Source organism: Streptomyces sp. NPDC003032 (assembly GCF_053591415.1).
The window spans coordinates 227540-254337 of the sequence record NZ_JBSFTT010000012.1 but is presented as its reverse complement, the minus strand read 5'-3'; the positions used below and the strand labels follow the sequence as shown (position 1 = coordinate 254337).

The window sequence follows — 26798 nt, the reverse complement described above, 5'->3', positions numbered from 1 at the left end:
CTATCAGACTCTTTCGTGTCCGACTTCCTCGGTGCCTTTCCGGTTCCCGCTCCGGCCTTTCGGCTTTCGCGTTTCCCTTTCCGGCGGTTCCGACTCTATCAGATCCTTTCGGGCCTGATTCCCGGTCAGCGGGAGTTGTCTTCGCGGCTGTTGGGCCGTTCCGACGAGTGAGACTTTAGCGGAATCCTGGCTCCCGACCTAATCGGGGGCGCTCTTTCGAACGCCGATTCCTCATTTCGCAAATACACATGAAAACGAGCCGAAGGCGGATCCCGGAAGGGAACGCGACGTCGATCGCTTGATGGTTGTTGCGGAATGGCTGCCCGGGGACCGACCAAGTGGTCGACGCTCACGTCGGGCAACTCGGAGAACACTACGTATGCCCTCCAGGAGTGTCAACTCCCTGCCGGGAGGTCCCCCCAGCGCTAGTCTGAAGGGCATGACAACGCATGCGTACACCCAGCTGTGGTGGGCCGCCTGACGGCGGCCGTACATACGCGTGTACCCAACGGCCGCCGCCTCGGCGGCCGTTCGTGTTTCTCCCCCTGGAGGACCCGGAGCCCGGTCGTCGGGCCGGCGGTCCCGAGCAGGAGGCGGAGAGATGACGAGGATCTTCAGCGGGGTCAAGCCGACGGGGCATCTGACCCTGGGGAACTACCTGGGAGCCGTCCGGCAGTGGGCCGAGGTGGACCAGTACCGGGCCGAGTCGCTGTTCAGCGTCGTGGACCTGCACGCGCTGACGGTGGACCACGACCCCGGTCGCGTGCGCAGGCTCAGTAGGCAGGCGGCGACGCTGCTGCTCGCGTCGGGGATCGATCCCGAACGGGCCACCGTCTTCGTCCAGAGCCATGTCGACGAGCACGCCCGGCTCTCGTATCTGCTGGAGTGCGTCGCCACGGACGGCGAGATGCGGCGGATGATCCAGTACAAGGAGAAGTCCGTGCGCGAGCGGGCGCGGGGCGGGAGCCTGCGGCTGTCGCTGCTCACCTATCCCGTGCTGATGGCGGCGGACATCCTGGCGTACGGGGCCGATGAGGTGCCGGTCGGTGAGGACCAGACGCAGCACGTCGAACTCACTCGGGACCTGGCGGTGCGGTTCAACCAGCGGTACGGGCAGACATTCGTGGTGCCTCGTGCCACGCCTCCCAAGGTCGCGGCGCGGGTCATGGACCTGCAGGACCCGGCGTCGAAGATGGGCAAGTCCCACGAGGCGGGGGCCGGGATCGTCTATCTGCTCGACGAGCCGGACATCGTGCGGAAGAAGATCCTGCGGGCGGTCACGGACAGCGGCAGCGAGGTCGCCTTCGACCGCGAGTCAAAGCCGGGGGTCTCGAATCTGCTGGAGATCCTCGCCGCCTGCGGAGGTGGGAACCCAGAAGCCTTGAGCGGTGTATATGAGTCGTATGGCGCACTGAAAAGGGACACCGCCGAGGCCGTGGTGGAGCTGCTCAGGCCCGTACAGGAGCGGCACAAGGAGCTGGTGGCGGATCCCGCGTATGTAGAGGAGGTGTTGCGGCAGGGGGCTGAGCGGGCCAGGGGGATGGCCAGGCCGACGGTGGACGGTGCCTATCGGGCGATCGGGCTGCTGCCGCCGGTGACCGAGGTGCGGTAGGCGCGGGGGCTGATGGCGAGGCGCGATGCGAAGTGCTGGCGCATCGTGACCTCGCTGCCGAACCCCGCGCGGCGGGCCACCTCAGGCATGGGCAGGTCGGTGCGTTCGAGCAGTTTCTGTGCGGCCGCGATGCGCTGGTCCAGGAGCCAGCGGAGTGGGGTCGTGCCGGTGGCTGCCGTGAAGTGGCGGGCGAAGGAGCGTGCCGACATGCCTGCGCGGGTGGCGAGGTCGGTGACGGTGAGCGGTTCGTGGAGGTGACGGAGGGCGTATTCACGTACGGAGGCGAGGGCATCGGCGTCGCGGTCGGCGCGCGGTGTGGGGTGCTCGATGAACTGGGCCTGGGTGCCGGTGCGGAAGGGGGCGGTGACCATGGAGCGGGCGATGGTGGCTGCCGCTTCGGAGCCGTGGGCGGTGCGGACCAGGTGCAGGCACAGGTCGATGCCGGCGGCTGTGCCCGCGGCGGTCCAGATGTTGTCGTCCTCGAGGAGCGGAGAACGCAGCGCTGGTCGTGGTGGACGTACAGAGGGGGTTCGAGGAGGAGGAGTTCTGGGGGGCCAGGAACAATCCGGCGGCCGATGACAACATCGCCGCACTGATCGACGCGTGGCAGGCGGCGGGACGTCCGGTGGTCTTCGTACGGCATGACTCGTCGAAGCCGGGGTCGCCGTTGCGGCTGGGCTATAAGGGGAACGACTTCAAGGAGTACGTCGAGGAGCGGCGGGGGAAGGGGGCGGGGCCGGAGCTGTTGCTGACGAAGACCGTGAACTCGGCCTTCTATGGGGCGCCGGATCTGGACGCGTGGCTCAAGGCCGCGGGGATCACGCAGTTCGTGGTGGCCGGGATCCAGACCAACATGTGCGCGGAGACGACGGCGCGGATGGGTGGGAACCTCGGGTACGAGGTGTTGTTCGCGCTGGACGCGACGTACACCTTTGATCTGGCGGGGTGGCGGCGTGGGGCGGAGGAGTTGGCGCGGGCGTCGGCGGTTTCCCTGCATGATGGGGGGTTTGCGGAGGTGGTGACCACCTCGTCGCTTCTCTCGCCGGGGGCGTAGGTCGGGGGCTTGCCGCGGCGTCAGTTGTTGTTGCCGGAGGCCAGTTCGCGGCTGCGGTCTCGGGCGGCTTCCAGGGCGGCGATGAGGGCGGCGCGAACGCCGTGGTTCTCGAGTTCGCGGATGGCGTTGATCGTCGTGCCCGCGGGGGACGTGACGTTCTCGCGGAGCTTCACGGGGTGTTCGCCGCTGTCGCGGAGCATGACGGAGGCGCCGATCGCCGCCTGGACGATCAGGTCGTGGGCCTTGTCGCGGGGCAGGCCGAGCAGGATGCCCGCGTCGGTCATGGCCTCGACGAGGAAGTAGAAGTAGGCGGGGCCCGAGCCGGACAGGGCCGTGCAGGCGTCCTGCTGTGTCTCGGGGACCCGCAGCGTCTTGCCGACGGCGCCGAAGATGTCCTCGGCGTGGGCCAGCGCGTCGGCGGTGGCGTGGCTGCCGGCGGAGATGACGGACATGCCTTCGTCGACGAGGACGGGGGTGTTCGGCATGACGCGGATGACCGGGGTGTTCTCGGCCAGGCGTTCTTCGATGAAGGCGGTGGTGATGCCGGCGGCGGCGCTGATGATGAGGCGCTCGGCGGTGACGTGCGGGGCGAGTTCGTCGAGCAGCTTCGCCATGTCCTGGGGCTTGCAGGCGAGGATGAGGGTGTCGGCCTGCTTGGCGGCGTCGGCGTTGCTGACGGGGGTGACGCCGTAGCGGGTGCGGAGCTCGTCGGCGCGTTCCTGGCGGCGGGTGGTGACCAGGAGGTCGGCGGGGGCCCAGCCGCTGCGGATCATGCCGCTGAGCAGGGCTTCACCGATCTTTCCGGTGCCGAGGACTGCGACTTTCTGGCTCGTGGTGCGGCTCATGAGCGGGGCCTCCGGGTTGCGTCGTCCGGGGGCCATCCTCGCATTGGGGTGCGTCGGGCAGGTGGTGCGTCCGGTGGGCGGACGGGCCGGTGGTTCAGGCCGTGCGGCGGCGCAGGGTCGCCGCGCCCAGGGCGAGGACCAGGAGGGCGCAGGCGGCGACGATGACGGCGTCGCGTACGAAGTCGCCGGTGATGTCGGGGTGGTGGAGGACTTCGTTCATGCCGTCGACGGCGTAGGACATGGGGAGGAGGTCGGAGATCCGCTCCAGGGCCGGTTGCATGCTGGGGCGGGGTGCGAACAGGCCGCAGAGCAGGAGCTGGGGGAAGATCACCGCCGGCATGAACTGGACGGCCTGGAACTCGGACGCGGCGAAGGCGGAGACGAAGAGGCCGAGGGCGGTGCCGAGCAGGGCGTCGAGCAGGGCGACCAGGAGCAGCAGCCAGGCGGAGCCGGTGACGTCCAGGCCGAGGGCCCACAGCGCGAGGCCCGTGGCGAGGGCGGACTGGACGATGGCGAGAGCGCCGAAGGCGAGGGCGTAGCCGGCGATGAGGTCGCCTCTGCCGAGGGGCATGGCGAGGAGGCGTTCGAGGGTGCCGGAGGTGCGTTCGCGGAGGGTGGCGATCGAGGTCACCAGGAACATCGTGATGAGCGGGAAGATGCCGAGGAGCGAGGCGCCGATGGAGTCGAAGGTGCGGGGGTCGCCGTCGAACACGTAGCGCAGGAGCAGCAGCATCACGCAGGGGACCAGGATCATCAGCGCGATGGAGCGCGGGTCGTGGCGGAGCTGGCGCAGGACGCGGGCGGCGGTGGCGAAGGTGCGGTACGTGTTCATCGGGGGCTCCTCATCTCTCCTGGCGTTCAGCGGGATGGGGCCGTGGCCTCGTCGACGAGGTGGAGGAAGGCCGCTTCGACCGTGTCGCAGTGGGTGCGGGCACGCAGGGCTTCCGGGGTGTCGTCGGCGAGGATCTCGCCGTCGCGCATGAGGAGGAGGCGGTGGCAGCGTTCCGCCTCGTCCATGACGTGGGAGGAGACGAGGATGGCGGCGCCTCGTTCGGCGGCGATGGTGTGGAAGAGGTTCCACAGGTCGCGGCGGAGTACGGGGTCGAGGCCGACGGTCGGCTCGTCGAGTACGAGGAGTTCGGGGGCGCCGAGGAGTGCGACGGCGAGGGAGACGCGGCTGCGCTGGCCGCCGGAGAGGTTGCCGGCGAGGGCGTCGGCGTGTGAGGTGAGGCCGACATCGTCGATGGCTCGGCTGACGTGGTCGCGGCGGCGTTCGGCGGCGGTGCCCCGGCCGGGGTCGAGGACGGCCGCGAAGTAGTCCAGGTTCTGGCGGACGGACAGGTCGTCGTAGACGGAGGGGCGCTGGGTGACGTATCCGATGCGGGAGCGCAGGTCGGGAGCGCCCGCCGGGTGGCCGAGGACGCGCAGGGCGCCGGTGACCTTGGCCTGGGTGCCGACGACCGCGCGCATGAGGGTGGACTTGCCGCAGCCGGAGGGGCCGAGGAGCCCGGTGATATGACCTCGCGGAACCGCGAAGTCGAGGCCGCGCAGGACGGTGCGGGGGCCTCGGACCACGGTGAGGTCCTCGGCGAGGATGGCGGGGCCGGGGCCGGGGTCGGGGCCGGGGTCGTAGCCGAGGCCTGGGCGGGCCTCGTCGCCGTTGGCCTGGTCGACGTGGGTCTGGTCGACGTGGGTCTGGTCGCCGTCGGCCCGGTCGCCGTCGGCCTGGCTGAGGAGGGCATCCCTCGGACGCCGATTATTCATCACATGATGAATAATCCTCCGGGGGGTGTGGCCCGTCAAGGGCTCGTCCCGGTGCCGGGGGTCAGGCTTTCTTCCTCCGTGACGGGTTGCCCGTCCGTCGTGACGTCCGCTTCGCGTACTGGGCGCGTGCCGCCTCGTACTCCTCGCGGTGCAGTTGTTCGCCCGGGGCCTCGGTCAGGGAGCGGACGAAGTAGGCGAGAAGGCTCCCGATGAAGCCGATCGTCAGCAGGCCTCGCATCGAGGCCTGGGACGCCGGGTCGTGGCGCCTGGTGAAACCCTCCCAGGTGCGGCGGAAGGCGAGCGCGCTGCAGATCGCGAACATCACGACGACGAGGAGGTTGACGAACTTGCCCACGTCGGCGATGGCCAGACCCTCGTACGCGAAGCGCAGCACGAAGCAGCCCGCCGCCGCCGCGAGCAGCGAGCCGACGGCGACACCGGCGCGGCGGGCGCCGTAGCCGCCGTCGTGGGCGACCCACGTCGCGCCGAAGAAACGGATGGGCTCGGGCCGCGGGCCGGGGGTGGTGGGTTCTTCGCTCACCGTTTGATTATCGCCCGGTGAGGGGCGTGCCCGGCCGGGCGGCGACACGAGGGCTGCGCGGGGCGGCGACACGGGGCTGCGTGGAGCGGCGCCGCGGCGCGCCCTATTCGTCCCCCTCCTTGTCCTCCCCCACCACCTGGCGGCTACGTTGGGCGGCGTAAGACGTAGCGGGGGATCGCGGGGAGGTCCGGACAGTGTCACTCCGTGGAGGAGACCCGGAGGAGATCGGCGGCTATCCGCTGGAGGCGCGGCTCGGCGCCGGCGGCATGGGCACGGTCTTCCTGGCGCGCACGGCTTCGGGGCGCCCCGTGGCGATCAAACTGATCCACCAGCAGTTCGCGGACGACGAGGAGTTCCGGATCCGCTTCCGGCAGGAGGTGGCCGCGGCCCGGCGGGTCAGCGGTGCCTTCACCGCGGCTGTGATCGACGCCGATCCGGAGGCCGCGCATCCGTGGATGGCCACGACGTACATCGAAGGCCATACGCTCGCCCAGCGCATCGCCAAGCACGGGCCGATCGGCGGCGCCGAGCTGCGCACGCTGGCCATTGGACTGACGGAGGCGTTGCGCGACATCCATCGTGCGGGGGTCGTGCACCGGGATCTCAAGCCGTCCAACGTGGTTCTCTCCCCCGAGGGGCCACGGGTCATCGACTTCGGCATCTCGCGCGCGGCGGACCAGCAGACGCTGACGATGACGGGGCGGGTCATCGGGACGCCGCCGTTCATGTCGCCGGAGCAGTTGCAGGCGCCGCGCGGGGTGGGGCCGCGCTCCGACGTCTTCTCGCTGGGCACGCTCCTCGTCTACGCGGCGACGGGGCAGGGGCCCTTCGACGCCGACAGCCCGTACATGACGGCGTACCAGGTCGTGCATGAGCCGCCGTCGTTGGGTTCGGTCCCGGTCGCGCTGCGGAAGGTCGTCGAGCCGTGTCTGGCGAAGGACCCGAAGGACCGGCCCTCGGCGGACGAACTCCTCGTACGGCTGCGGGACCTGCCCACGGATCTCGGGGGCGCGGCTCCCGCGGGGGGCGGCGCGCGCAGTACGTGTGAGACGGATACGCAGCACCATCTGTCCACGGATGACGCCACGCCGCCTCCGACCGCCCCGCAGCGGGTCGGCACCGGTGCCCCCGGTACCCGCCGCCGCCTGCGTGCCGTGCTCGCCGCCGTCGTCGCCGTCGCCGCGATCTGCGGTGGCGTCGCGCTGATGCGGGCCGGTGACTCCGGCGGGGCGGGCGGCGAAGGTGGCGCGGGCGACGAGGGGCGCAACGTCGCGGCGACCGGGGCGCCCCTCCCGGACGGGTTCCGGCCGTGGCGGAAGACGGTGCCCGGCGGCCAGGCGGACATCCCGGACGAGCTGCGGTGCGAGGCACGCGGTGACGCCCTGTTCTGCGGGGGCGGTGGTGTCGTCGCGGCCCGGATCAGGGCGTCCGACGGCTCACGCGTGTGGACGGAGAAGAGTCCGGGCGTGCCGGTCCAGGGCATGCACCTGGTGGGCGTCACCGACGACACGGTGCTCGGTTACCGCTTCGCGGCCGAGGGCGCGGCCGGTCCCGCCACCGAAGTGGTCGCCGTCGACGCGGACAAGGGCGAGGAGCTGTGGTCCGTGCCGTCCGGCGCCCAGTCGACGGCCGTGACGGGGCGGACGCGGGACGCCGTGGTGCTCGGCTCCACCGTCGTGACGGTCGACGCGTCGAACTCCCGCTTCGAGGGGCGGCGGGCGCACAGCGGGAAGGTGCTCTGGCGCGAGCCGTTCCCCTCGGGCACGCAGTGTGCGCCGGTTCCGGCGGGCACGCGGCTGTACGCGATGTGCGCGCCGGACGCCGAGGTGTCCTCGGGCGAGGTGCGCCACCCCGTTCTGCGCGTCGTCGGCCTGGCGTCGGGTCGCCTGGGCGGGGCCGTCGCCGTCAAGGGCCCGGTCATGCCGGTCGGTACCGCCGGTGACAGTCTCGTACTCCTTCATCAGCGTATGGAGGGGCCGGCGTCGGTCGGTTTCGACGGGGTGACGCGGGTGGACCGGGCTCTGCGCAAGGTCACGTACACGCGCCTGGCGAAGACGTACGACGGGACGCCCGCGACGGCGGGCGGCACGGTCTACGTGAGCGGGCGGACCGGGCTCGTCACGGCGCTCGACCCGGCGACCGGCCGGAAGAAATGGTCCCGGCAGACAGGCGTGGAGGGCGCGTCGGGGCCGGTGGCCGGGGACGGCGACGGGGTGCTGTACTTCAGCTCGGCCAGCGGCAGGGTCGTCGCGCTCTCCGCGCTCAAGGGCGAGCCGCTGTGGACGACTGATCCACGGGCCGACGGCGTGGCGGGCGAGGTGAACGCCGCGCCACGCGTCACCGTCGCCGGACGCCTGCTGGTCGTGGCCGCGGCCAAGAACACGGTGCTCGCCTTCGACGCGACGAAGCCGCCGAAGTCCGGGTGAGCCCACTCACCTGGCGCCCGGCGGCTTCCTGGGCCGCTCGTCAGCAGCGTGGTGCCACGTAGCCGTTGCTGCCCGTGCGGACGTACGTGTCCGAGACGTACCGGCCGCTGCCGATTCGGTCCCACAGTTTTGAGGTGCCGGTCGGGCCCGTGACCGTTTCGCCTGATTTCTGGCACTGGATGGTCACGCGGGTGCCCGCGCTGAGGCGGCCGACCTTGGAGTACGACGTGCCGGGGCCGGAGCGGACGTTGACATCCGCGGCGATCGAGTAGGTCCTGGCGGCGGCCTGCGCGTCCTGCGCCTCGGCCTCGGTGTCCGTGCCGTCGGACGTCTCTGGCGTCATGACGTTCTCGCTCATCGTGTTCCCCCGTAACCGGCGGCGCGGGCCGCCCTTGGCGTGTTCCTCACACCAAGGACGCGCCCGCGCCCCAAAAGGTTTCGGGTCTCAGCCGAGCTTCGACACGTCCCGCACCGCGCCCTTGTCGGCGCTGGTCGCCATCGCCGCGTACGCGCGCAGGGCGGCGGAGACCTTGCGCTCGCGGGCCTTGGGCTCGTACACACCGCCGAGCGCCTCGCGGCGGCGGTCCAGCTCCGCGTCGTCGACGAGGAGTTCGATCGTCCGGTTCGGGATGTCGATGCGGATCCGGTCGCCGTCCTCGACGAGCGCGATCGTGCCGCCGGACGCCGCCTCGGGCGACGCGTGGCCGATCGAGAGACCGGAGGTGCCGCCGGAGAAACGGCCGTCGGTGACCAGGGCGCAGGCCTTGCCGAGGCCGCGGCCCTTGAGGTAGGAGGTCGGGTAGAGCATCTCCTGCATGCCGGGGCCGCCCTTGGGGCCTTCGTAGCGGATGACCACCACGTCCCCTTCCTTGACGCCCTTGGTGAGGATCTTCTCGACGGCCTCTTCCTGCGAGTCGCAGACGACCGCGGGACCCTCGAAGGTCCAGATCGACTCGTCGACGCCCGCGGTCTTCACCACGCAGCCGTCCACGGCGATGTTGCCCTTGAGGACGCCGAGGCCACCGTCCTTGGAGTAGGCGTGGGCGACATCGCGGATGCAGCCGTTCGCGGCGTCCGTGTCGAGGGTGTCCCAGCGCTCGGACTGCGAGAACGCCTCGGCGGAGCGCTTGCAGCCGGGGGCGGCGTGCCACAGCTCGTCGGCCTCGTCCGACGCCGACCCGCTGCGGATGTCCCAGGTGTCCAGCCACTCCTTGATGGACGGCGAGTGGACGGTGTGCACGTCCTCGTTGAGGAGGCCGCCGCGGTACAGCTCGCCGAGGATCGCGGGGATGCCGCCGGCGCGGTGCACGTCCTCCATGTAGTACGTCGTGGTGGGCGCGGCGTTCGGCGCGACCTTGGCCAGGCACGGGACGCGGCGCGAGACGGCGTCGATGTCGGTCAGGTCGTAGTCCACCTCGGCCTCCCGGGCCGCGGCGAGCAGGTGCAGGATCGTGTTGGTGGAGCCGCCCATGGCGATGTCGAGGGCCATGGCGTTCTCGAAGGCCGCGTGGGTGGCGATGCTGCGCGGCAGGACGGAGGCGTCGTCGCCGTCGTAGTGGCGCTTGGTGATCTCGACGACCGTGGCGCCCGCGCGCTCGTACAGTTCCTTGCGGGCGGTGTGCGTGGCCAGGACCGTGCCGTTGCCCGGCAGGGAGAGGCCGATGGCCTCGGTCAGGCAGTTCATCGAGTTGGCGGTGAACATGCCGGAACAGGAGCCGCAGGTCGGGCAGGCGTTCTCCTCGATGCGGAGCATGTCCTCGTCCGAGATGCTCTCGTCGACGGCGTCGCTGATCGCGTTGACCAGGTCGAGCTTGCGGACGGTGCCGTCGACGAGGGTGGCCTGGCCGGCCTCCATGGGGCCGCCGGAGACGAAGACCGTCGGGATGTTGAGGCGGAGCGCCGCCATCAGCATGCCGGGGGTGATCTTGTCGCAGTTGGAGATGCAGATCAGGGCGTCGGCGCAGTGGGCCTCGACCATGTACTCCACGGAGTCGGCGATCAGGTCGCGCGAGGGAAGGGAGTACAGCATTCCGCCGTGGCCCATCGCGATGCCGTCGTCCACCGCGATGGTGTTGAACTCGCGGGCGATGCCGCCCGCCTCGCGGATCGCTTCGGACACGATGCGGCCGACGGGCTGGAGGTGGGTGTGGCCGGGCACGAACTCCGTGAAGGAGTTGGCCACGGCGATGATCGGCTTCCGCCCGATGTCGGCCCCGGGTACACCGGAGGCGCGCATAAGGGCGCGGGCGCCCGCCATGTTGCGGCCGTGGGTGACTGTGCGGGACCTGAGCTCGGGCATCGTCGCTCGCTCCTTCGGAGAGATGGGGCTGCTGTCGAGCGTACGCCGCGGCTCCAGGATCTGGACAGGGCGTCCGGATGGCGGGACGGGCGTCTCGGCGAGCGAACGAGTTGGCGACCCGATCCGGTTGTACGTTCCTGGACTCACGCCCCGGTCGTCCACACCCGGTCGCTCACGCCCCCGTCAGATGCCCCTGCACCACCGGAGCCACCCGCGCCACGATCTGCTCCACGTCCGCCGAGGCCAGCGGCTCGACCTTGATCACGTACCGCAGCATGGCGATGCCCACCAGCTGCGCGGCCGCCAGTTCGGCCCGCAGCTCCGCGTCCGGCAGGTCGAGGCGGCGCGCGATCCGGCCGAGGAGCTGGGTGGCGATGAGGCGGCGGAAGACCGCGGCGGCCGTGTCGTTGTTCACCGCGGAGCGCACGATGGCCAGCAGCGGGGCGCGCGTGGCGGGGTTCTCCCAGACGCCGAAGATGAAGCGGGTCAGGCGCTCGCCGACGCCGTCCAGCGGGCCCTCCTCGACGGCGGCGGGCGCTTCCAGGGCGGGCGCGAAGGAGACGGTGATGGCCGCCTCGAAGACGTGCTCCTTCGTACCGAAGTAGTGGTGTACGAGCGCCGGGTCCACGCCGGCGGCCTTGGCGATGCCGCGCACGGACGTCTTCTCGTATCCCCGTTCGGAGAATTCGTCGCGGGCCGCCTGGAGGATGCGGTCGCGCGTCGCGGGCCCGGTCTCCGACTGCGTACGAGAAGGGCGTCCCCGGCGGCGCGGAGCGGCGGCCCCCGACGGCGCGCCGGAGGTCATGAGCGGGGCACCTTCACCGCCGAGGCCAGATGCAGCCGCGTGAAGGCGAGCGCCTCGGCGAGGTCGGCCTCGCGTTCGGCGCTGGACATCGCGCGCCGGGTGTTGACCTCGATGACGACGTGCCCGTCGAAGCCGGTTCCCGCCAGGCGCTCCAGGAGTTCGGCGCACGGCTGTGTGCCGCGGCCCGGGACGAGGTGTTCGTCCTTGGCGGAGCCCTTGCCGTCGGCGAGGTGGACGTGGCCGAGCCGGTCGCCCATGCGGTCGATCATGTCCATCGCGTCCGTGCGGGCGGTCGCGGTGTGCGAGAGGTCGACGGTGAAGTGGCGGTAGTCGTCCTTGGTGACGTCCCAGTCGGGGGCGTACGCGAGCATCTCGCGGTCGCGGTAGCGCCAGGGGTACATGTTCTCGACGGCGAAGCGTACGTCCGTCTCGTCGGCCATGCGCCAGATTCCGTCGACGAAGTCGCGCGCGTAGTTGCGCTGCCAGCGGAAGGGCGGGTGCACCACGACCGTGGAGGCGTCCAGCTTCTCGGCGGCGGCCTTCGCACGCTGGAGCTTGACCCACGGGTCGGTGGACCAGACGCGCTGCGTGATCAGCAGACACGGCGCGTGGACGGCCAGGATCGGGATCTGGTGGTAGTCGCTCAGTCTGCGCAGGGCCTCGATGTCCTGGCTGACGGGGTCGGTCCACACCATGACCTCGACGCCGTCGTAGCCGAGGCGCGCGGCGATCTCGAAGGCCGTCGCCGTCGACTCCGGATAGACCGAGGCCGTCGACAGGGCGACCTTCGCATCCGGGATGCGCACCACTGGTTCTGCCACGAAGGACAGGGTACGGGCCGCGCCCGGACGCCGGGGAGGTGGCCTCGTTCCGCCCCGGTCATGCCATGTTCCGCCCCGCTCAGGACACCGGGGACCCCGCTCCGGACGCCGGGAGTCCGCTCAGGACGTCGCGGGTCCGCTCAGGGCGCCGGGGGAAGGTGGTCGAGCCTCCGCAGGATCACGCCTTCGCGCAGCGCCCACGGGCAGATCTCCACGGTCTCGACGCCGAAGAGGTCCATCGCGCCCTCGGCGACGAGCGCCCCGGCGAGCAGCTGGCCGGCCCGCCCCTCGGATACGCCGGGCAGCTCCGCGCGCTCCTGCGTGGTCATCGCGGCGAGCTGCGGAACCCAGTCCTCCAGGGACCTCCGCTTCAGCTCGCGCTGTACGTAGAGACCGTCCGCGGAGCGGGCGGCGCCCGACAGGCGGGCGAGCTGCTTGAACGTCTTCGACGTCGCCACGATGTGGTCCGGGGTCCCGAAACGGGCGAACTCGCCCACCGTGCGGGCGATCTGCGCGCGTACGTGCCGCCGCAGCGCCTTCACGTCCGAGGGGTCCGGCGGGTCCGTCGGCAGCCAGGCGGAGGTGAGGCGGCCGGCGCCGAGCGGGAGGCTGACCGCGGCGTCCGGCTCCTCGTCCATGCCGTACGCGATTTCCAGCGAGCCGCCGCCGATGTCCAGGACGAGGAGCTTGCCCGCGGACCAGCCGAACCAGCGCCGGGCGGCCAGGAACGTGAGCTTGGCCTCCTCCTCGCCGGAGAGCACCTGGAGGTCGACGCCGGTCTCCTCGCGGACCCGGGCCAGGACCTCGTCGGCGTTGGTCGCCTCGCGCACCGCGGAGGTGGCGAACGGCAGCACTTCTTCCACGCCCTTGTCCTCGGCGGCCTCCATCGCCGCGCGGACGGTGGCGACCAGCCGGTCGACGCCCTCGGGGCCTATCGCCCCCGCCGGGTCGAGGAGTTGGGCCAGGCGCAGGTCGGCCTTGTGCGAGTGCGCGGGCAGCGGGCGCGCGCCGGGATGGGCGTCGACCACGAGCAGATGCACCGTGTTCGATCCCACGTCGAGGACACCGAGTCTCATGTACGGAACGCTACGCCGCATGGGGCACCGGGCCGTCCTCGGGCGGCCCGGTGCCCGCATACCCTGGAGACGTGCCAAAGACGAAAAAGACGAAGGCCGACAAATCGAAGTCGGGGAAGTCGTCGCCCACGCCGCCCGGGTCCCAGGAGCCGACGAAGCAAGGGGAGCTGGAGAAGGTGGGAAGTCCGAGCAAGGCAGAGAAGCCGGGTAAGCCGGGTAAGGCTGACAAGCCGGGTAAGGCTGACAAGTCAGGCAAAGCCGGTAAGGCTGACCAGTCGGAACGGGCCGAGCGGCCCGGGAAGGCCGGACGGCCCGAGAAGGCTGAGGAGATCGGGAAGTCCGGCAGGTCGGTGAAGACTGGCCGGGGGGAACCGGACGAGAAGGGGCTGGACTTCGCCCGCGCCTGGGTGGAGTTTCCCGACCCCGCCGACGACGAGCAGATCTTCCGCTGCGACCTGACCTGGCTGACCTCCCGCTGGAACTGCGTCTTCGGAAGCGGCTGCCAGGGCATCCAGGCGGGCCGCGCCGACGACGGCTGCTGCACGCTGGGCGCGCACTTCTCGGACGACGACGACGAGAAGCGCGTCGCCGGGTACGTGGAGCGGCTCACGCCCGACATCTGGCAGCACCACGACGTGGGCCGGGAGACCGGCTGGATCTCCACGGACGAGGACGGCGACCGCCAGACCCGCCCGTTCAACGGCTCGTGCATCTTCCAGAACCGCCCCGGTTTCGCGGGCGGCGCCGGCTGCTCACTGCACATCCTGGCGCTCAGGGAGGGCCGCGAGCCCCTGGAGACGAAGCCGGACGTCTGCTGGCAGCTGCCGGTGCGCAGGACGTACGAGTGGATCGACCGGCCCGACGACACGCGCGTCCTACAGGTGTCCATCGGTGAGTACGACCGGCGGGGCTGGGGCCCCGGCGGCCACGACCTGCACTGGTGGTGCACGTCGGCGACGTCGGCGCACGGCGCGGGCGACCCGGTGTACATCTCCTACCGCCCCGAGCTGATCGAACTGATGGGCAAGGAGGGCTACGACCGCCTGGTGGAGCTGTGCGAGCAGCGCCTGAACTCCCAACTCCCGCTGCTCGCCCCGCACCCGGCGGATCCCGCCCGCGCGGACACCGGCTCCCTCACTTCCTAAGGAGTCCCCTCGCTCTCGCCGGGAGGCGGCGACGAGTCTCCCGTCCCGGGATCCGACGGCCCGGGATCCGACGGCCCGGGATCCGACGGCGTGGGCTCCGGGTCCGTCGGCATCGGCGTGGGGCCGGGATCGGAAGGCCCGGGGTCCGAGGGCCCGGGGTCGGAAGGCCCCGGATAAGAGGGCCCAGGGCCGGAAGGCGGGGGATCGCTCGGCTTCGGCCCCGGCCCCGGCCGGGAAGGCGGACGCCCGTCCCCATATCCGTCGATGGAGATGACCGCGCCCGAGGGCGCGAGGGCGACCCTCGCACGCCAGGGCCCGGACGGCTCGCGGTTGTGATCGACGTACACCTGGATCGTGAACGACTCTCCCGGCGCGAGCGTTCCCGACGAGCGGCTGAGGTAGAGCCAGGACGCGCCCACGCTCGCCGACCAGCGGACCGGTGCGCCGCCGGACGCCGTCAGCGTGATGAGCGTCGTGTCGCCGCTGGGCTGCGCCTCGACGGTGAGGCGCCCGGGGCCCGTCGCCGAGCCGGACGGGGGCCCGCCGCCGCTGATGACCTCTACGGAGACGTCGGGTGAGCGGCTGCCCGCGGTGAAGCGGGGCTCGGGGCCCGTGCGGGCGTTGCCCGCGTTCTCGTAGTCCCGGACGCCGTCGCCGCCGAGGCCGTCCGGGCCTTGGCCCTCGCTCGCGGTGACCGAGCCACCGTCGCGGCCCTCTCCGGTGAGCGGCGCTCCGCGGTAGGCGGCCCAGAGGGCGAGCACCGGGGCGGCCACGACGGTGGCGACGACGGTCGTCGTGACGGCACGCGCGCGCAGACGGTCGCGGCGCGCGGCGTGGTCCTTGGGGTCCATCGGGAAACCGCGCCGGTCGTAGCGGGGGTGGGCGCCCCGCGCGCGTGGGACATGCGCCATGGCCGTGGGCAGGGCGTCCCGCGGGGCCTCGACGACGGGGAGCATGGCCGGGCCGACGGCCGTGCCGGGCCAGGCGCCCGCCCCGGCGCGTTCGGCGGTGCGGCGGCAGCGCGGGCAGTCGTCGACGTGCCGGACGAGCTCGCGGCGCAGGGCCGTGCCGAGCAGCAGCTGGTTGTCGGCGGTGAGGCGGGCGACGATGGGGCAGCTGCCGGTCTCCACGACGGCGAGGGCGGCGCGGGTGCGCTCCACTTCGCAGGCGGCGGAGGCGAGCAGTCCGCGGGCCTCGGCGACGTCCATGCCCAGGACGGCGGCGACCTCGGCGGGGGCGAGCTGGTGGCGCACGGCGAGTTCGAGGGCCTCGCGCTGTTCGGGGGTCGTCCCGGCGGCCTCGGGCCAGGCCAGCTGGGCCAGTTCGCGGTGGCGCCGCCGCTCGGTCTCGTCGGAGACGGGGGCGGGGGCGGAACCAGAACCGGAATCGGAACCCGAACCGGAACCCGAACGGGAATGGGAATGGGAACGGGAACCTACGGAAGCGGTCCCGGCGGACGAGCCGGACGCGGCAGACGCGGCAGACGGGCCAGACGCGGCGGACATGGCGGACGAGCCGGACGCGGCAGACGGCACGGACGCGGCCGTCTTCGAGACGCGGGAGCCGGCACCCGCACCCCCGCCCCTGGCCGCACCCGCACCCCCGCCCCTGGCCCTGGCCGCATGCGCACCCTGCCGCTCCCGCTTGGCCTCGGCGAGCCGGCGCAGGCAGACCCAGCGCGCGAGGGCGTAGAGCCAGGCGCGCAGCTCGCCGTCGGCTTCGGGGCCGCGCGATCCCCGGCGCTCGGCCAAGTGGAGCACGTCACCCAGCGCCGCGGTCGCCGCGTCGTGATCGCACAGGACGGACAGGCAGTACGTGAAGAGGCCGTCCAGACACGGTTCGTAGCGCGCGGGCGGAGTCGTCCGGGGCGCCGGGCGGGGCACCACGCGCTTGCGCGGGAGACGGTGCGCCCGGTGCGCGCCGGTTTCGTTCGCGGATGTTTCCGGCCTGCTGCTCATCACCCGTGCGAAGTTAGGCGGATGATGCAGGCCAGTTCCTCCGCCTTGCGCGCATTTAATCCTTACGGGTGAACAGATCCCTCAAAAGGGGACAGGAGCCCACCATTCCGAGGCGCCGACCCAGGCGTGGGCCGCTGCCGGACCGCGTTGTCAGTGGCCTCGGCTACGGTTCCGACCATGGCTGCCCGTACGAAAACCGCCAAGGACCGGCCGTCCTACCGCTGCACCGAGTGCGGCTGGCAGACGGCCAAGTGGCTCGGCCGCTGCCCCGAATGCCAGGCCTGGGGGACGGTCGAGGAGTACGGCGCGCCCGCCATCCGTACGACCGCCCCCGGCCGGGTCACCTCATCCGCCGTCCCGATCGGCGAGGTGGACGGCCGCACGGCCACCGCGCGCACCACCGGCGTGCCCGAGCTGGACCGCGTGCTGGGCGGCGGTCTCGTGCCCGGCGCCGTGGTGCTGCTCGCGGGCGAGCCGGGCGTCGGCAAGTCCACGCTGCTCCTGGACGTGGCGGCGAAGGCGGCCAGCGACGCGCACCGCACGCTCTATGTGACGGGTGAGGAGTCGGCGAGCCAGGTGCGGCTGCGCGCCGACCGCATCGGCGCGATCGACGACCACCTGTATCTGGCGGCGGAGACCGACCTGTCGGCCGTCCTCGGCCACTTGGACGCGGTCAAGCCCTCGCTCCTGGTCCTCGACTCGGTGCAGACGGTCGCCTCGCCCGAGATCGACGGCGCGCCCGGTGGCATGGCGCAGGTCCGCGAGGTCGCGGGCGCGCTGATCCGCGCCTCCAAGGAGCGCGGCATGTCCACGCTCCTGGTCGGCCACGTCACCAAGGACGGTGCGATCGCGGGCCCGCGCCTTCTGGAGCATCTCGTCGACGTCGTCCTCCAGTTCGAGGGCGACCGGCACGCGCGCCTGCGCCTGGTGCGCGGCGTCAAGAACCGGTACGGCACGACGGACGAGGTCGGCTGCTTCGAGCTGCACGACGAGGGCATCACCGGCCTCGCCGACCCCAGCGGCCTCTTCCTCACCCGCCGCGCCGAGCCCGTCCCCGGCACCTGCCTGACCGTCACCCTGGAGGGCCGCCGCCCCCTGGTCGCCGAGGTCCAGGCGCTCACGGTCGAATCGCAGATCCCGAGCCCCCGGCGCACCACCTCCGGCCTGGAGACCTCCCGCGTCTCGATGATGCTGGCCGTCCTGGAGCAGCGCGGCCGGATCACGGCCCTCGGCAAGCGGGACATCTACAGCGCGACGGTCGGCGGCGTGAAGCTCTCCGAGCCCGCCGCGGACCTCGCCGTCGCCCTCGCGCTGGCCAGCGCGGCGAGCGACACCCCGCTCCCGAAGAACCTCGTGGCGATCGGTGAAGTGGGCCTGGCGGGCGAGGTCAGACGGGTCACGGGCGTCCAGCGCAGGCTGGCCGAGGCGCACCGCCTGGGCTTCACCCACGCCCTCGTACCGGCCGATCCCGGCAGGATCCCCGCCGGTATGAAGGTCATCGAAGTCGCCGATATGGGGGACGCGCTGCGTGTCCTTCCGCGATCCCGTCGCCGAGAGGCCCCACGGGAGGAGGAAGAGCGCCGGTAGACTTTGCCCTGGTCTCGCCCGTCCGTACGAAGACAGACGTACGGAAGAGGCTGGGACGACCTGCGAGCGAGGGAGTGCAGTGGCAGCCAACGACCGGGCAGCGAATCCCGGCAAGCCCGGCGGAAGCTCCGCTGCCGATGTGCTGATGCGCGCCTCCCTGAGCGCCGTAGCGCCCGGCACGGCCCTGCGCGACGGCCTCGAACGCATCCTGCGCGGCAACACCGGCGGCCTGATCGTCCTCGGCTGGGACAAGACGGTCGAGTCGATGTGCACGGGCGGCTTCATCCTGGACGTCGAGTTCACCTCGACGCGCCTGCGCGAGCTGTGCAAGCTCGACGGCGGCATCGTCCTCGACAAGGACATCACCAAGATCCTGCGGGCCGGTGTGCAGCTGGTGCCGGATCCGACGATCCCCACCGAGGAGACGGGCACGCGGCACCGCACGGCGGACCGCGTCTCCAAGCAGGTCGGCTTCCCGGTCGTCTCCGTCTCCCAGTCCATGCGCCTGATCGCGCTGTACGTGGACGGTCAGCGCCGCGTCCTGGAGGACTCGGCGGCGATCCTCTCCCGCGCCAACCAGGCCCTCGCGACCCTGGAGCGGTACAAGCTCCGCCTCGACGAGGTCGCGGGCACGCTCTCCGCCCTGGAGATCGAGGACCTGGTGACGGTGCGGGACGTTTCGGCGGTGGCCCAGCGCCTGGAAATGGTGCGCCGCATCGCCACGGAGATCGCCGAGTACGTGGTGGAGCTGGGCACGGACGGCCGCCTCCTCACCCTCCAGCTGGACGAGTTGATCGCGGGCGTCGAGCCGGAGCGCGAGCTGGTCGTCAGGGACTATGTGCCGGAGCCGACCGCCAAGCGCTCCCGCACGGTCGACGAGGCCCTGACGGAGCTGGACGCCCTCACGCACGCGGAGCTGCTCGAACTCTCCACGGTGGCGCGGGCCTTGGGCTACACCGGCTCGCCGGAGGCCCTGGACTCGGCCGTCTCACCGCGGGGCTTCCGCCTCCTCGCCAAGGTCCCCCGGCTGCCGGGCGCCATCATCGACCGTCTCGTCGAGCACTTCGGCGGCCTGCAGAAGCTGCTCGCCGCCAGCGTGGACGATCTCCAGACGGTGGACGGCGTCGGCGAGGCGCGGGCCCGCAGCGTCCGCGAGGGCCTCTCGCGCCTGGCGGAGTCGTCGATCCTGGAGCGGTACGTCTAGCCGTACTCCTGTTACGTCCAGCCGCACTCCCTGTCACGTCCAGCCCCGTACTCCCTGAGTGGAGGCCGGGCGTCAGTCCTTCTCCAGGACGAACGAGGTGCGAGCGGTCCTGAGCCCAGGGGCCTTCGCCTCGACAAGGTAGGTCCCGGGCGTCGCGGTTCCCGACGAAGGCGTGGCGCACTGCGGCGCGCTGCCCCGCCGGTCCCACTGCACGGAGTGCGTGACGCGCCCCTCGGCCGGCACGCGCAGCAGCAGTCTGCCGCTTCCGGAGGGGCAGTCGGCCGAGGACCAGAACTCGCCCTCGCCGTCCGCCTGACTGATCGTCAGCACCGTGCCCCTACCGCCCAGATCGAGCTTGCAGGCCTTGCCGCCGGTGTTCTGGGCGATCAGCTCGAACTTCGGCTTCTCGTCGATCCCGTACTCGTTCTGCACGCTGCGCACCTTCAACTTCACGGTGCCGCTGGTGCAGTTCGGCACGCGCGTGCCGGCCGGGAGCCGGTCGCCCGAGCCGCCGCCGCCCTTGGCGTCATCGCCCGAGCCGCCGCCACCGGAGCCCTCGTCCGAGCCGCCGGACACTCCGGAGCCGCCGGAACCCGACCCCTCGGAGCCACCCGAACCCGAGCCCGAACCCTCGTCCGACTCGTCCCGCCCGCCCGGGTGTTCGCTGATCGCGGGCCCGGACTCGGAGGGGCCGGGGGTGATGGACGTGGCGGGGCCGTTGCCGCTCGGCCCGTCGGCGCCGTTCTTCCCGCCCCCGCCACCCGAGACGGCGACCCAGACGGCGAGCAGCACCAGCAGGCCGAATACGGACAGCAGAACGGCCCTCCGACGCCAGTAGATGGTGGAGGGAAGCGGCCCGACCGGATTGCGCAGAGATCCCACGCCCAAACCTTACGAGAGATCCGGCTCTTCTCCCGCCCCACCCGCCGCCTTGAGCAACAAAGTTTGCCGATCATCATCCCGGAGAGCACCGCACCGCGGAGCCCTCCCGACCTGCCGACCCTGTCCATCGTCAGGGGTACGCACAGGACGATCGCCAGATGTGACGATTCGGACCCACTCCATACCGTCCATAATCATGGACACCATGGACGACGATCTCTACCGCGACATCACCGACTTCGCCCACGACACACCGTCGTGGTTCCAGCACCTCGCCGAGGTGTGGACGGAGCTCGGGCTGCTTCTCTTCGGCGTGCTCTTCGTCGTCGCCTGGTGGCGCGCCCGGCGCGGGGACCCCCGCGCCCTGGCGATCGCCGTGCTCGCCCCCCTCGCCACCGCGGTGGCTTATGTGTGCAGTGAGTTGCTCAAGTCCGTCATCGACGAGGAGCGTCCCTGCCGGGCGGTGACCGGGGCACTGAAGCCGCTCGTCGAGTGCCCGGCGTACGGCGACTGGTCCTTCCCCAGCAACCACTCGACGATCGCGGGCGCCGCCGCCATCGGCCTCGCGCTCGCCTGGCCGCGCATCGCGGCCCTGACGGTTCCGATGGCCGTGCTCATGGCCTTCTCGCGGGTCTTCGTCGGCGTGCACTACCCGCACGACGTGGCGGTCGGTCTCGTCTTCGGCGCGCTGATCACGTATGTGGTCGTACGGATCACCACGCGTCCCGTGTCGCGGGTCGGGCAGGCGATGCGCGGGTCCTCGACGGGTGTCGTGAGGTGGTTCGCGGGTCCGGGTCCGGCCCTCGCCCCGTCCCCCGGCGCGGACCCGGCGGCGTACGACTCCCCGACGATGACGTTCCGGCGGCACGGTTCGCACCGCCGCCGCTGACGCCGACGCCGGCGCCGGTGCCGGCGCTGACGCGTGGGCGGGCCTCAGTCCGTCTGCGGGACCTCAGTCCGTCTCCGGGACGAGCCCCGCTTCGTACGCGACGATCGCCGCCCGCACGCGGTTCTTGACCCCGAGCCGGTCGAGGACGGCGCTCACATACGCCTTGACCGTGCCTTCCACGAGGTGCAGCCGGGCGGCGATCTCCGGGTTGGACAGGCCCGCGCCGACCAGGCCGAGCACCTCGCGTTCGCGCGGGGTGAGGGCCGCGACGCGGGCGCGTGCGGCGGCGTCGCGTCCCATGCGGCGGGCGCCGAAGCCGTCGATGACGTGCCGGGCCACCTTGGGCGAGAGGAAGGCGGCGCCGCCCGCCACCGCTCTGACGCCCGCGATGAGTTCGTGCGGGTCGCCGGACTTCAGCAGGAACCCGGTGGCTCCGCCGCCGAGCGCCCGTGCCACGTACGCGTCCTCGGAGAACGTCGTCAGCATGGCGACCGCGGTGCCCGGCACCGTACGTACGATCTCCTCGCCCGCGGCGAGGCCGTCCAGGCGCGGCATACGGATGTCGAGCAGCGCCACGTCGGGCCGGTGGGCCTGCGCGAGGGTGACGGCCTCGCGCCCGTCGGCGGCCTCCGCGACGACCTCGATGTCGCGGCCCGCGCCGAGGATGGCGCGCACGCCCGCGCGGATCATGGCCTCGTCGTCGGCCAGCAGGACCCGGATGGCCTGGTTCACCGCGCACGCTCCTTGTTCACGGCGTCGGCCGTGGGGATCACGGTCTTGTCCACGAGCCGGACACCGCCCGTATCAGTCTTGTCACCCTTATCGGTCTTCTCGGCCTTCTCGGTCTCGTCGAAGCAGATCCTGAAGTAGGGGACGGCGGTGAAGAGTTCACCGCTCGCTCGGTAGTACGCGCAGTCGGCGCCCCGGGGTGGCGGGCTCGGGGCGCGTTCCACGGGCGGGTCGGAGGCCGAGTGGTCCGGCAGTACGCGTTCGGCCTCGGCGCGGGTCTCGCCGACGCGCAGACGGGCGTAATCGGCGGGGTCGAGCACCGAGTGCGTCCGTGAGTACGCGTACCAGGCGAAGGTCCCGCCGACGAGCAGCACGCCCGTGGTGACGGCGGCGCCGAAGGCCAGGACAGTGCGGCGGCGCGCGTACGCGAGGTGGGCGCCGGAGTGCGGGGGCGCGGGGGCGAGCCCCTCGGCGGGGAGGCGTGCGGTCACCCGGAAGCCGTCGCCGTGCGGGCCCGCGTCGAAGGTGCCGCCCAGGTCGGTGACGCGGGCGCGCAGGCCGCGCAGGCCGGTACCGCCCATGCCGCCCTCGGAGGGTGAACCGGGCTCCTTGGGGCGGCCGTTGGTGACGGTGACCACCGTCGTGGTGCCGTCGCGCGCCACCGTGACGGTGACGTGGGCGCCCGGTGCGTGTCTGGCGGCGTTGGTCAGGGCCTCCTGGACCACGCGGTGGACGGTACGTCCCGTCAGCTCGCCGCCGACGGTGCCGCTTGCCGCGTCCGGTCCGTCCTCGGCGTACGTGATCTCCAGTCCCGACTCCGCGGCGCGAGCGACGAGGTCGGCGACGGTCTCCCCGGTCGGCGCGAGCGGGGCCCGCTCGTCGTCCTCGTCACGGAGCAGGCCGATGATCGCGTGCAGCCGGTCCGTGGCCTGCGAGGCCGCCGCGCGGAGGTCGGCGACGGCCTCGCGGTGCGGGTCCGGCAGGTCGGGGGCGACCTGGAGGGCACCGGCGCGGACGGCGATCAGGCTCAGTTCGTGGCCGAGGGAGTCGTGCATGTCCTGGGCGATGCGGGCCCGCTCGCGCAGCCGCGCGCGGTCGGCGACGATGCGCTGCTCGCGCTCCAGCTGGTCGGCGCGGGCCCAGCCGGCGGCGGCCAGTTCGCGGCCCTGGCGCCAGTAGCGGCCCGCGAGCCAGGGGAAGACGGCGCCGAACACGAGCGTCCCCATGAGGACGAGCCACTCGACCACGGGGTCGACGTCCCGCACGGCGATCTTGACCGTACCGACGACGGCGATCGCCCCGAAGGCGAGCAGGGCGGGGCGGGCGTGGGCCGCGCGGCGGCCGAGGAGCAGCGCGAAGAGGGCGAGGGCGGGGCCGTAGGAGAGGGTGAAGAGGGAGGGCGCGGTGAGGAGGCCGAGGGCGGCCGCGGCGAGGAAGGCGAGGAGGGGGCGGGCCCGGCAGATGCCGACGGCCCCGGCGAGCACGGTGAGCGTGCCCAGCTGTGTGCCGGCCGAGTGGGGCTCGTTCAGCCCCACTCGATCCACCGACACGACGGGCATCGCAAGCCCCGCCCACACCAACAACCCCCGGGTACGCCTCTCCACGCCCCCGACGCTACTTCCCCACTCCGGCTCGCACCCCTGCCGATCGTCAGGAACCCGGAGCTCCCCACCCACCCTTCCAAGTCACCCCAGGGCTACAGAGTGAACGGGAGCCCCCGCGCGCAGCGCACCAAGGACGCCCCCTGGGCAAAGGGCGGGCACGGGGCGGGCAAAGGGCGGGCACAGGGTGGGAAAGCCTCCGCGCGCAGCGCGGCAAGACTCCCCATTACCCGAGGCAACGGGCGAGCGGGTGAGACCCCTCACGCGCAACACGGCAAAGCTCCCCTCTCACCCGGGGCAACGGCCGGCCGGCCGGGAAAGCCCCCGCGCGCAGCGCGGCAAACCCCCCACCCACCCGCACACGAAGAGAACAACACCCCGCCCCAAGCCCCCACGAACCCGTAGAACCGCCAAGGCCATGGCAGGATCGGAACCGCCATGACTGCTCCCCCCAAGCCCACACCGAACAGCCCCGCCCCGGGGGACTCCCCCGAGCGCGCCGGGGACGCCCTCCACACCCCCGTCATCGCCTGGTTCGACGCACACGCCCGTGATCTGCCGTGGCGGTGCGAGGACGCCGGGCCGTGGGGTGTGATGGTCAGCGAGTTCATGCTCCAGCAGACGCCCGTCAGCCGGGTCCTGCCCGTGTACGAGCAGTGGCTGGCCCGCTGGCCGCGCCCCGCGGACCTCGCCGCGGAGGCGCCCGGCGAGGCCGTCCGCGCCTGGGGCCGGCTCGGCTACCCGCGCCGCGCCCTGCGGCTGCACGGCGCGGCCGTGGCCATAACGGAGCGGCACGGCGGCGACGTACCCCGGCAGCACGCGCAGCTGCTCGCCCTGCCCGGCATCGGGGAGTACACCGCGGCCGCCGTGGCGTCGTTCGCGTACGGACAGCGGCACGCCGTCCTCGACACGAACGTCCGCAGGGTCTTCGCGCGGGCCGTGACCGGTACGCAGTACCCGCCGAACGCCACCACCGCCGCCGAGCGCAAGCTCGCCCGCGCCCTGCTCCCCGAGGACGAGCGCACCGCGTCCCGCTGGGCGGCGGCCTCGATGGAGCTCGGCGCGCTGGTGTGCACCGCGAAGAACGAGAACTGCGCGCGGTGCCCGATCGCCGCCCAGTGCGCCTGGCGCACGGCGGGCAAGCCGGCGCATGAGGGCCCGGCCCGGCGCGGACAGACGTACGCGGGCACGGACCGCCAGGTGCGGGGCAAGCTGCTCGCCGTGCTCCGCGAGGCCCTGACGCCCGTACCGCAGGCCGCCCTTGACCGCGTCTGGGACGAGCCGGTGCAGCGGGCCCGCGCGCTGGACGGCCTGGTCGCGGACGGTCTCGTCGAGCCGCTGCCGGAGGGTCTGTACCGCCTGCCTCTGACCTGACGGCCCCGGCTCGCAGTGGCTCCTGCGGCTCTCGTGGCCCCTGTAGAGGCACGCATTTACGCGAGTCCTACTTCTGTTACACAACCTACGTACAGCCGTGCGCCTGCCGCTGGCTGCTCCGCACAGCCCCGTGACACGGCCTCCGTAGCTTCTTGCATGTACCGCACAGGCAGGGACCGCGGTCGGCAATGGGAACGGAACGGAGGCGGTTTGATATGGCGCACGGCGAGGTGCTCGAGTTCGAAGAGTACGTCCGCACTCGGCAGGATGCCCTGCTGCGCAGTGCCCGGCGCCTGGTTCCGGACCCCGTGGACGCCCAGGACCTGCTGCAGACCGCGCTCGTACGTACGTACGGCCGCTGGGACGGTATAGCCGACAAGCGGCTCGCGGACGCCTATCTGCGCCGCGTCATGATCAACACGCGTACGGAGTGGTGGCGGGCCCGCAAGCTCGAAGAGGTGCCCACCGAGCAGCTGCCCGACGCGAGCGTGGAAGACTCCACCGAACAGCACGCGGACCGCGCCCTCCTGATGGACATCATGAAGGTGCTCGCACCCAAGCAGCGCAGCGTCGTCGTGCTGCGACACTGGGAGCAGATGTCCACAGAGGAGACGGCCGCCGCACTCGGCATGTCGGCCGGGACGGTCAAGAGCACGCTGCACCGGGCGCTCGCCCGGCTCCGCCAGGAACTGGAGAGCCGGGACCGCGAGGAACTGGTCGCGAGCGCGCTCGAACGTGAGGAGCGGGAGCGTTGCGCGGCCTAGGCCCTGGGGCCACGAGAAGCGTGAAGGCGGTGAGCACGGCGGTGGCCGTGCTCACCGCCATCGGCCTTTCGGTCTCCGCCTGCGCGACGGGCGGTTCGGGCGCGCGCGACGAGGGGCCGGCGCACAGCGAGCCCGTGCTGTCCGCGTCGCCGTCGCCGTCCGCCTCGGCCTCCGTGCCGGTGAAGAAGATCGACGCGGTGCGGCTCGTCAAGGAGGACCCGAAGGTCAGCCCGGCGATCAAGCGGGACCTGAAGCCCTGCGCGGGCGAGACGTACCCGGTTGACGTGTCGTACGGGAACCTGACCGGAGGATCTGCCTCCGATGTCGTGGTGAACGTGCTGACCTGCGCGGACGCCGTCGGCATCGGCAGCTACGTGTATCGCGCCGAGGGCGGCCGGTACGAGAATGTCTTCAAGGCCGAGGAGCCCGCCTCCGTCTACGCCGAGATCGACCGGGGTGATCTGGTCGTCACGGAGCAGCTGTACGAGAAGGGTGACTCGGTGGCGTATCCCTCCGGTGAGGAAGTGATCACGTACCGCTGGTCCTCGCACCGCTTCACCGAGACGGAACGTACGCGCAACGACTTCAGCAACGCGGTCGGCAGCGAGACGGCCGCGCCGTCGGCGGACTGAGACCGCACAGGCAACGCGACGTACCGACCCGCACAGACAAGACGTACCGAGAAGAACTGAGAGCAGCCGATGGCAGAGCAGACCCATGTCCTGTTCGTCGAGGACGACGACGTCATCCGCGAGGCGACCCAGCTCGCCCTGGAGCGCGACGGCTTCGTGGTGACCGCCATGCCCGACGGCCTCTCGGGCCTGGAGGCGTTCCGCGCGGACCGGCCGGACATCGCGCTGCTCGACGTGATGGTGCCGGGCCTGGACGGCGTCTCGCTGTGCCGCCGCATACGTGACGAGTCGACCGTCCCGGTGATCATGCTGTCGGCGCGCGCCGACTCCATCGACGTCGTACTGGGCCTGGAGGCGGGCGCCGACGACTACGTGACCAAGCCGTTCGACGGCGCCGTCCTGGTCGCCCGCATCCGCGCCGTCCTGCGCCGCTTCGGGCACGCGAGCGGTCAGGGCGCGGTGACGTCCGGTACGGACGAGCGCTCCGCGGCGGACGGCGGTGTGCTGCACTTCGGCGATCTGGAGATCGACACGGAGGGCATGGAGGTCCGCAAGGACGGCGCCCCCGTCGCGCTGACGCCGACCGAGATGCGCCTGCTCCTGGAGTTCTCGTCCGCGCCCGGCACGGTCCTGTCCCGCGACAAGCTCCTGGAGCGGGTCTGGGACTACGGCTGGGGCGGCGACACCCGCGTCGTCGACGTCCATGTGCAGCGACTGCGTACGAAGGTGGGCCAGGACCGCATCGAGACGGTCCGCGGCTTCGGCTACAAGCTCAAGGCGTGAGCGGGCG

Annotated in this window: 24 protein-coding genes and 1 pseudogene; 11 read left to right on the top strand and 14 right to left on the bottom strand. The window is 72.0% G+C overall.

Features of this window, described 5'->3' with window-relative positions:
* Positions 1–601 precede the first annotated feature (601 nt).
* Entirely contained in the window at positions 602–1612 is a 1011-nt protein-coding gene (gene trpS / locus ACWDZ7_RS19660; RefSeq protein WP_451798440.1) for a tryptophan--tRNA ligase, read from the top strand.
* On the opposite strand, the pseudogene ACWDZ7_RS19655 reads toward trpS, so the two are convergent.
* A pseudogene (locus ACWDZ7_RS19655) lies at positions 1567–2097 on the bottom strand (GlxA family transcriptional regulator); the annotation flags it as partial. The gene trpS and the pseudogene ACWDZ7_RS19655 sit on opposite strands and share 46 nt — an antisense overlap.
* 23 nt (positions 2098–2120) lie before the next feature.
* Here ACWDZ7_RS19655 and ACWDZ7_RS19650 point away from each other — a divergent pair.
* Complete coding sequence (locus ACWDZ7_RS19650; protein WP_451798438.1) at positions 2121–2666, top strand: cysteine hydrolase family protein; 546 nt, start codon at positions 2121–2123, stop codon at positions 2664–2666.
* A gap of 20 nt (positions 2667–2686) precedes the next feature.
* Here ACWDZ7_RS19650 and proC read toward each other — a convergent pair whose 3' ends face one another.
* From proC to ACWDZ7_RS19630, 4 genes are all read right to left on the bottom strand, one after another.
* A complete protein-coding gene (proC, locus tag ACWDZ7_RS19645; protein WP_451798436.1) occupies positions 2687–3511 on the bottom strand; it encodes a pyrroline-5-carboxylate reductase in 825 nt (274 codons plus the stop codon).
* Between the two features lie 94 nt (positions 3512–3605).
* Positions 3606–4343, bottom strand: a complete 738-nt coding sequence (locus ACWDZ7_RS19640; RefSeq protein ID WP_451798435.1) for an ABC transporter permease — start codon at positions 4341–4343, stop codon at positions 3606–3608.
* Between the two features lie 26 nt (positions 4344–4369).
* Positions 4370–5275: an ABC transporter ATP-binding protein gene (locus tag ACWDZ7_RS19635; RefSeq protein ID WP_451798433.1), complete on the bottom strand. Its 906-nt coding sequence runs from the start codon at positions 5273–5275 to the stop codon at positions 4370–4372.
* A 61-nt stretch (positions 5276–5336) separates the two neighbouring features.
* Entirely contained in the window at positions 5337–5816 is a 480-nt protein-coding gene (locus ACWDZ7_RS19630) for an EamA/RhaT family transporter (protein WP_451798432.1), read from the bottom strand.
* Between the two features lie 194 nt (positions 5817–6010).
* On the opposite strand from ACWDZ7_RS19630, the gene ACWDZ7_RS19625 reads away from it, so the two are divergent.
* On the top strand, positions 6011–8242 hold the full coding sequence (locus ACWDZ7_RS19625; protein WP_451798431.1) for a protein kinase domain-containing protein: 2232 nt from the start codon (positions 6011–6013) through the stop codon (positions 8240–8242).
* A 40-nt stretch (positions 8243–8282) separates the two neighbouring features.
* Here ACWDZ7_RS19625 and ACWDZ7_RS19620 read toward each other — a convergent pair whose 3' ends face one another.
* The 5 genes from ACWDZ7_RS19620 to ACWDZ7_RS19600 form a co-directional block, all read right to left on the bottom strand.
* A complete protein-coding gene (locus ACWDZ7_RS19620) occupies positions 8283–8600 on the bottom strand; it encodes an SH3 domain-containing protein (RefSeq protein ID WP_451798429.1) in 318 nt (105 codons plus the stop codon).
* 87 nt (positions 8601–8687) lie between these two features.
* Complete coding sequence (ilvD, locus tag ACWDZ7_RS19615) at positions 8688–10541, bottom strand: dihydroxy-acid dehydratase (protein WP_451798428.1); 1854 nt, start codon at positions 10539–10541, stop codon at positions 8688–8690.
* Positions 10542–10713: 172 nt separating this feature from the next.
* Positions 10714–11346: a TetR/AcrR family transcriptional regulator gene (locus ACWDZ7_RS19610; protein ID WP_451798426.1), complete on the bottom strand. Its 633-nt coding sequence runs from the start codon at positions 11344–11346 to the stop codon at positions 10714–10716.
* Positions 11343–12167 (bottom strand): sugar phosphate isomerase/epimerase family protein, encoded by an 825-nt coding sequence (locus ACWDZ7_RS19605; protein ID WP_451798424.1) that lies wholly within the window; start codon positions 12165–12167, stop codon positions 11343–11345. The genes ACWDZ7_RS19610 and ACWDZ7_RS19605 overlap by 4 nt, the downstream gene beginning before the upstream one ends.
* A gap of 140 nt (positions 12168–12307) precedes the next feature.
* Positions 12308–13243 carry a Ppx/GppA phosphatase family protein gene (locus tag ACWDZ7_RS19600; protein ID WP_451798423.1) on the bottom strand — a complete coding sequence of 312 codons (936 nt, stop codon included), beginning with the start codon at positions 13241–13243 and terminating at the stop codon, positions 12308–12310.
* A gap of 329 nt (positions 13244–13572) precedes the next feature.
* On the opposite strand from ACWDZ7_RS19600, the gene ACWDZ7_RS19595 reads away from it, so the two are divergent.
* Positions 13573–14388, top strand: coding sequence for a hypothetical protein (locus ACWDZ7_RS19595; protein WP_451798454.1), 816 nt, complete (start codon positions 13573–13575; stop codon positions 14386–14388).
* On the opposite strand, the gene ACWDZ7_RS19590 is transcribed toward ACWDZ7_RS19595, so the two are convergent.
* Entirely contained in the window at positions 14385–16346 is a 1962-nt protein-coding gene (locus ACWDZ7_RS19590) for a BACON domain-containing protein (RefSeq protein ID WP_451798421.1), read from the bottom strand. The two genes, ACWDZ7_RS19595 and ACWDZ7_RS19590, sit on opposite strands and share 4 nt — an antisense overlap.
* A gap of 177 nt (positions 16347–16523) precedes the next feature.
* On the opposite strand from ACWDZ7_RS19590, the gene radA reads away from it, so the two are divergent.
* The gene (gene radA / locus ACWDZ7_RS19585; protein ID WP_451798419.1) at positions 16524–17933 is read left to right on the top strand and encodes a DNA repair protein RadA; all 1410 of its coding nucleotides are present in this window, start codon (positions 16524–16526) and stop codon (positions 17931–17933) included.
* 79 nt (positions 17934–18012) lie between these two features.
* On the top strand, positions 18013–19137 hold the full coding sequence (gene disA, locus ACWDZ7_RS19580; protein WP_451798418.1) for a DNA integrity scanning diadenylate cyclase DisA: 1125 nt from the start codon (positions 18013–18015) through the stop codon (positions 19135–19137).
* 72 nt (positions 19138–19209) lie between these two features.
* Here the strand turns inward: disA and ACWDZ7_RS19575 are convergent, their stop codons facing one another.
* Positions 19210–20019 carry a hypothetical protein gene (locus tag ACWDZ7_RS19575; protein ID WP_451798416.1) on the bottom strand — a complete coding sequence of 270 codons (810 nt, stop codon included), beginning with the start codon at positions 20017–20019 and terminating at the stop codon, positions 19210–19212.
* Between the two features lie 196 nt (positions 20020–20215).
* On the opposite strand from ACWDZ7_RS19575, the gene ACWDZ7_RS19570 reads away from it, so the two are divergent.
* Positions 20216–20908, top strand: coding sequence for a phosphatase PAP2 family protein (locus tag ACWDZ7_RS19570; protein ID WP_451798415.1), 693 nt, complete (start codon positions 20216–20218; stop codon positions 20906–20908).
* Positions 20909–20971: 63 nt separating this feature from the next.
* Here the strand turns inward: ACWDZ7_RS19570 and ACWDZ7_RS19565 are convergent, their stop codons facing one another.
* On the bottom strand, positions 20972–21598 hold the full coding sequence (locus tag ACWDZ7_RS19565) for a response regulator (protein ID WP_451515392.1): 627 nt from the start codon (positions 21596–21598) through the stop codon (positions 20972–20974).
* Positions 21599–21636: 38 nt separating this feature from the next.
* Positions 21637–23241, bottom strand: a complete 1605-nt coding sequence (locus ACWDZ7_RS19560; protein ID WP_451798413.1) for a sensor histidine kinase — start codon at positions 23239–23241, stop codon at positions 21637–21639.
* A 435-nt stretch (positions 23242–23676) separates the two neighbouring features.
* On the opposite strand from ACWDZ7_RS19560, the gene ACWDZ7_RS19555 reads away from it, so the two are divergent.
* From ACWDZ7_RS19555 to cseB, 4 genes are all read left to right on the top strand, one after another.
* Positions 23677–24612 carry an A/G-specific adenine glycosylase gene (locus ACWDZ7_RS19555; protein WP_451798412.1) on the top strand — a complete coding sequence of 312 codons (936 nt, stop codon included), beginning with the start codon at positions 23677–23679 and terminating at the stop codon, positions 24610–24612.
* A gap of 215 nt (positions 24613–24827) precedes the next feature.
* Positions 24828–25376, top strand: a complete 549-nt coding sequence (locus ACWDZ7_RS19550) for a SigE family RNA polymerase sigma factor (RefSeq protein ID WP_125514296.1) — start codon at positions 24828–24830, stop codon at positions 25374–25376.
* A gap of 29 nt (positions 25377–25405) precedes the next feature.
* Positions 25406–26008 carry a hypothetical protein gene (locus ACWDZ7_RS19545; RefSeq protein ID WP_451798411.1) on the top strand — a complete coding sequence of 201 codons (603 nt, stop codon included), beginning with the start codon at positions 25406–25408 and terminating at the stop codon, positions 26006–26008.
* Between the two features lie 69 nt (positions 26009–26077).
* Positions 26078–26791, top strand: a complete 714-nt coding sequence (cseB, locus tag ACWDZ7_RS19540; RefSeq protein WP_451798410.1) for a two-component system response regulator CseB — start codon at positions 26078–26080, stop codon at positions 26789–26791.
* Positions 26792–26798: the final 7 nt, after the last annotated feature.

Coding starts and splice junctions, on each gene's coding strand:
- trpS (WP_451798440.1), top strand. CDS start 602: ATGACGAGGATCTTCAGCGGGGTCAAGCCGACGGGGCATCTGACCCTG.
- proC (WP_451798436.1), bottom strand. CDS start 3,511: ATGAGCCGCACCACGAGCCAGAAAGTCGCAGTCCTCGGCACCGGAAAG.
- ACWDZ7_RS19640 (WP_451798435.1), bottom strand. CDS start 4,343: ATGAACACGTACCGCACCTTCGCCACCGCCGCCCGCGTCCTGCGCCAG.
- ACWDZ7_RS19635 (WP_451798433.1), bottom strand. CDS start 5,275: ATGAATAATCGGCGTCCGAGGGATGCCCTCCTCAGCCAGGCCGACGGC.
- ACWDZ7_RS19620 (WP_451798429.1), bottom strand. CDS start 8,600: ATGAGCGAGAACGTCATGACGCCAGAGACGTCCGACGGCACGGACACC.
- ilvD (WP_451798428.1), bottom strand. CDS start 10,541: ATGCCCGAGCTCAGGTCCCGCACAGTCACCCACGGCCGCAACATGGCG.
- ACWDZ7_RS19610 (WP_451798426.1), bottom strand. CDS start 11,346: ATGACCTCCGGCGCGCCGTCGGGGGCCGCCGCTCCGCGCCGCCGGGGA.
- ACWDZ7_RS19600 (WP_451798423.1), bottom strand. CDS start 13,243: ATGAGACTCGGTGTCCTCGACGTGGGATCGAACACGGTGCATCTGCTC.
- ACWDZ7_RS19590 (WP_451798421.1), bottom strand. CDS start 16,346: ATGAGCAGCAGGCCGGAAACATCCGCGAACGAAACCGGCGCGCACCGG.
- radA (WP_451798419.1), top strand. CDS start 16,524: ATGGCTGCCCGTACGAAAACCGCCAAGGACCGGCCGTCCTACCGCTGC.
- ACWDZ7_RS19570 (WP_451798415.1), top strand. CDS start 20,216: ATGGACACCATGGACGACGATCTCTACCGCGACATCACCGACTTCGCC.
- ACWDZ7_RS19565 (WP_451515392.1), bottom strand. CDS start 21,598: ATGATCCGCGCGGGCGTGCGCGCCATCCTCGGCGCGGGCCGCGACATC.
- ACWDZ7_RS19555 (WP_451798412.1), top strand. CDS start 23,677: ATGACTGCTCCCCCCAAGCCCACACCGAACAGCCCCGCCCCGGGGGAC.
- ACWDZ7_RS19550 (WP_125514296.1), top strand. CDS start 24,828: ATGGCGCACGGCGAGGTGCTCGAGTTCGAAGAGTACGTCCGCACTCGG.
- cseB (WP_451798410.1), top strand. CDS start 26,078: ATGGCAGAGCAGACCCATGTCCTGTTCGTCGAGGACGACGACGTCATC.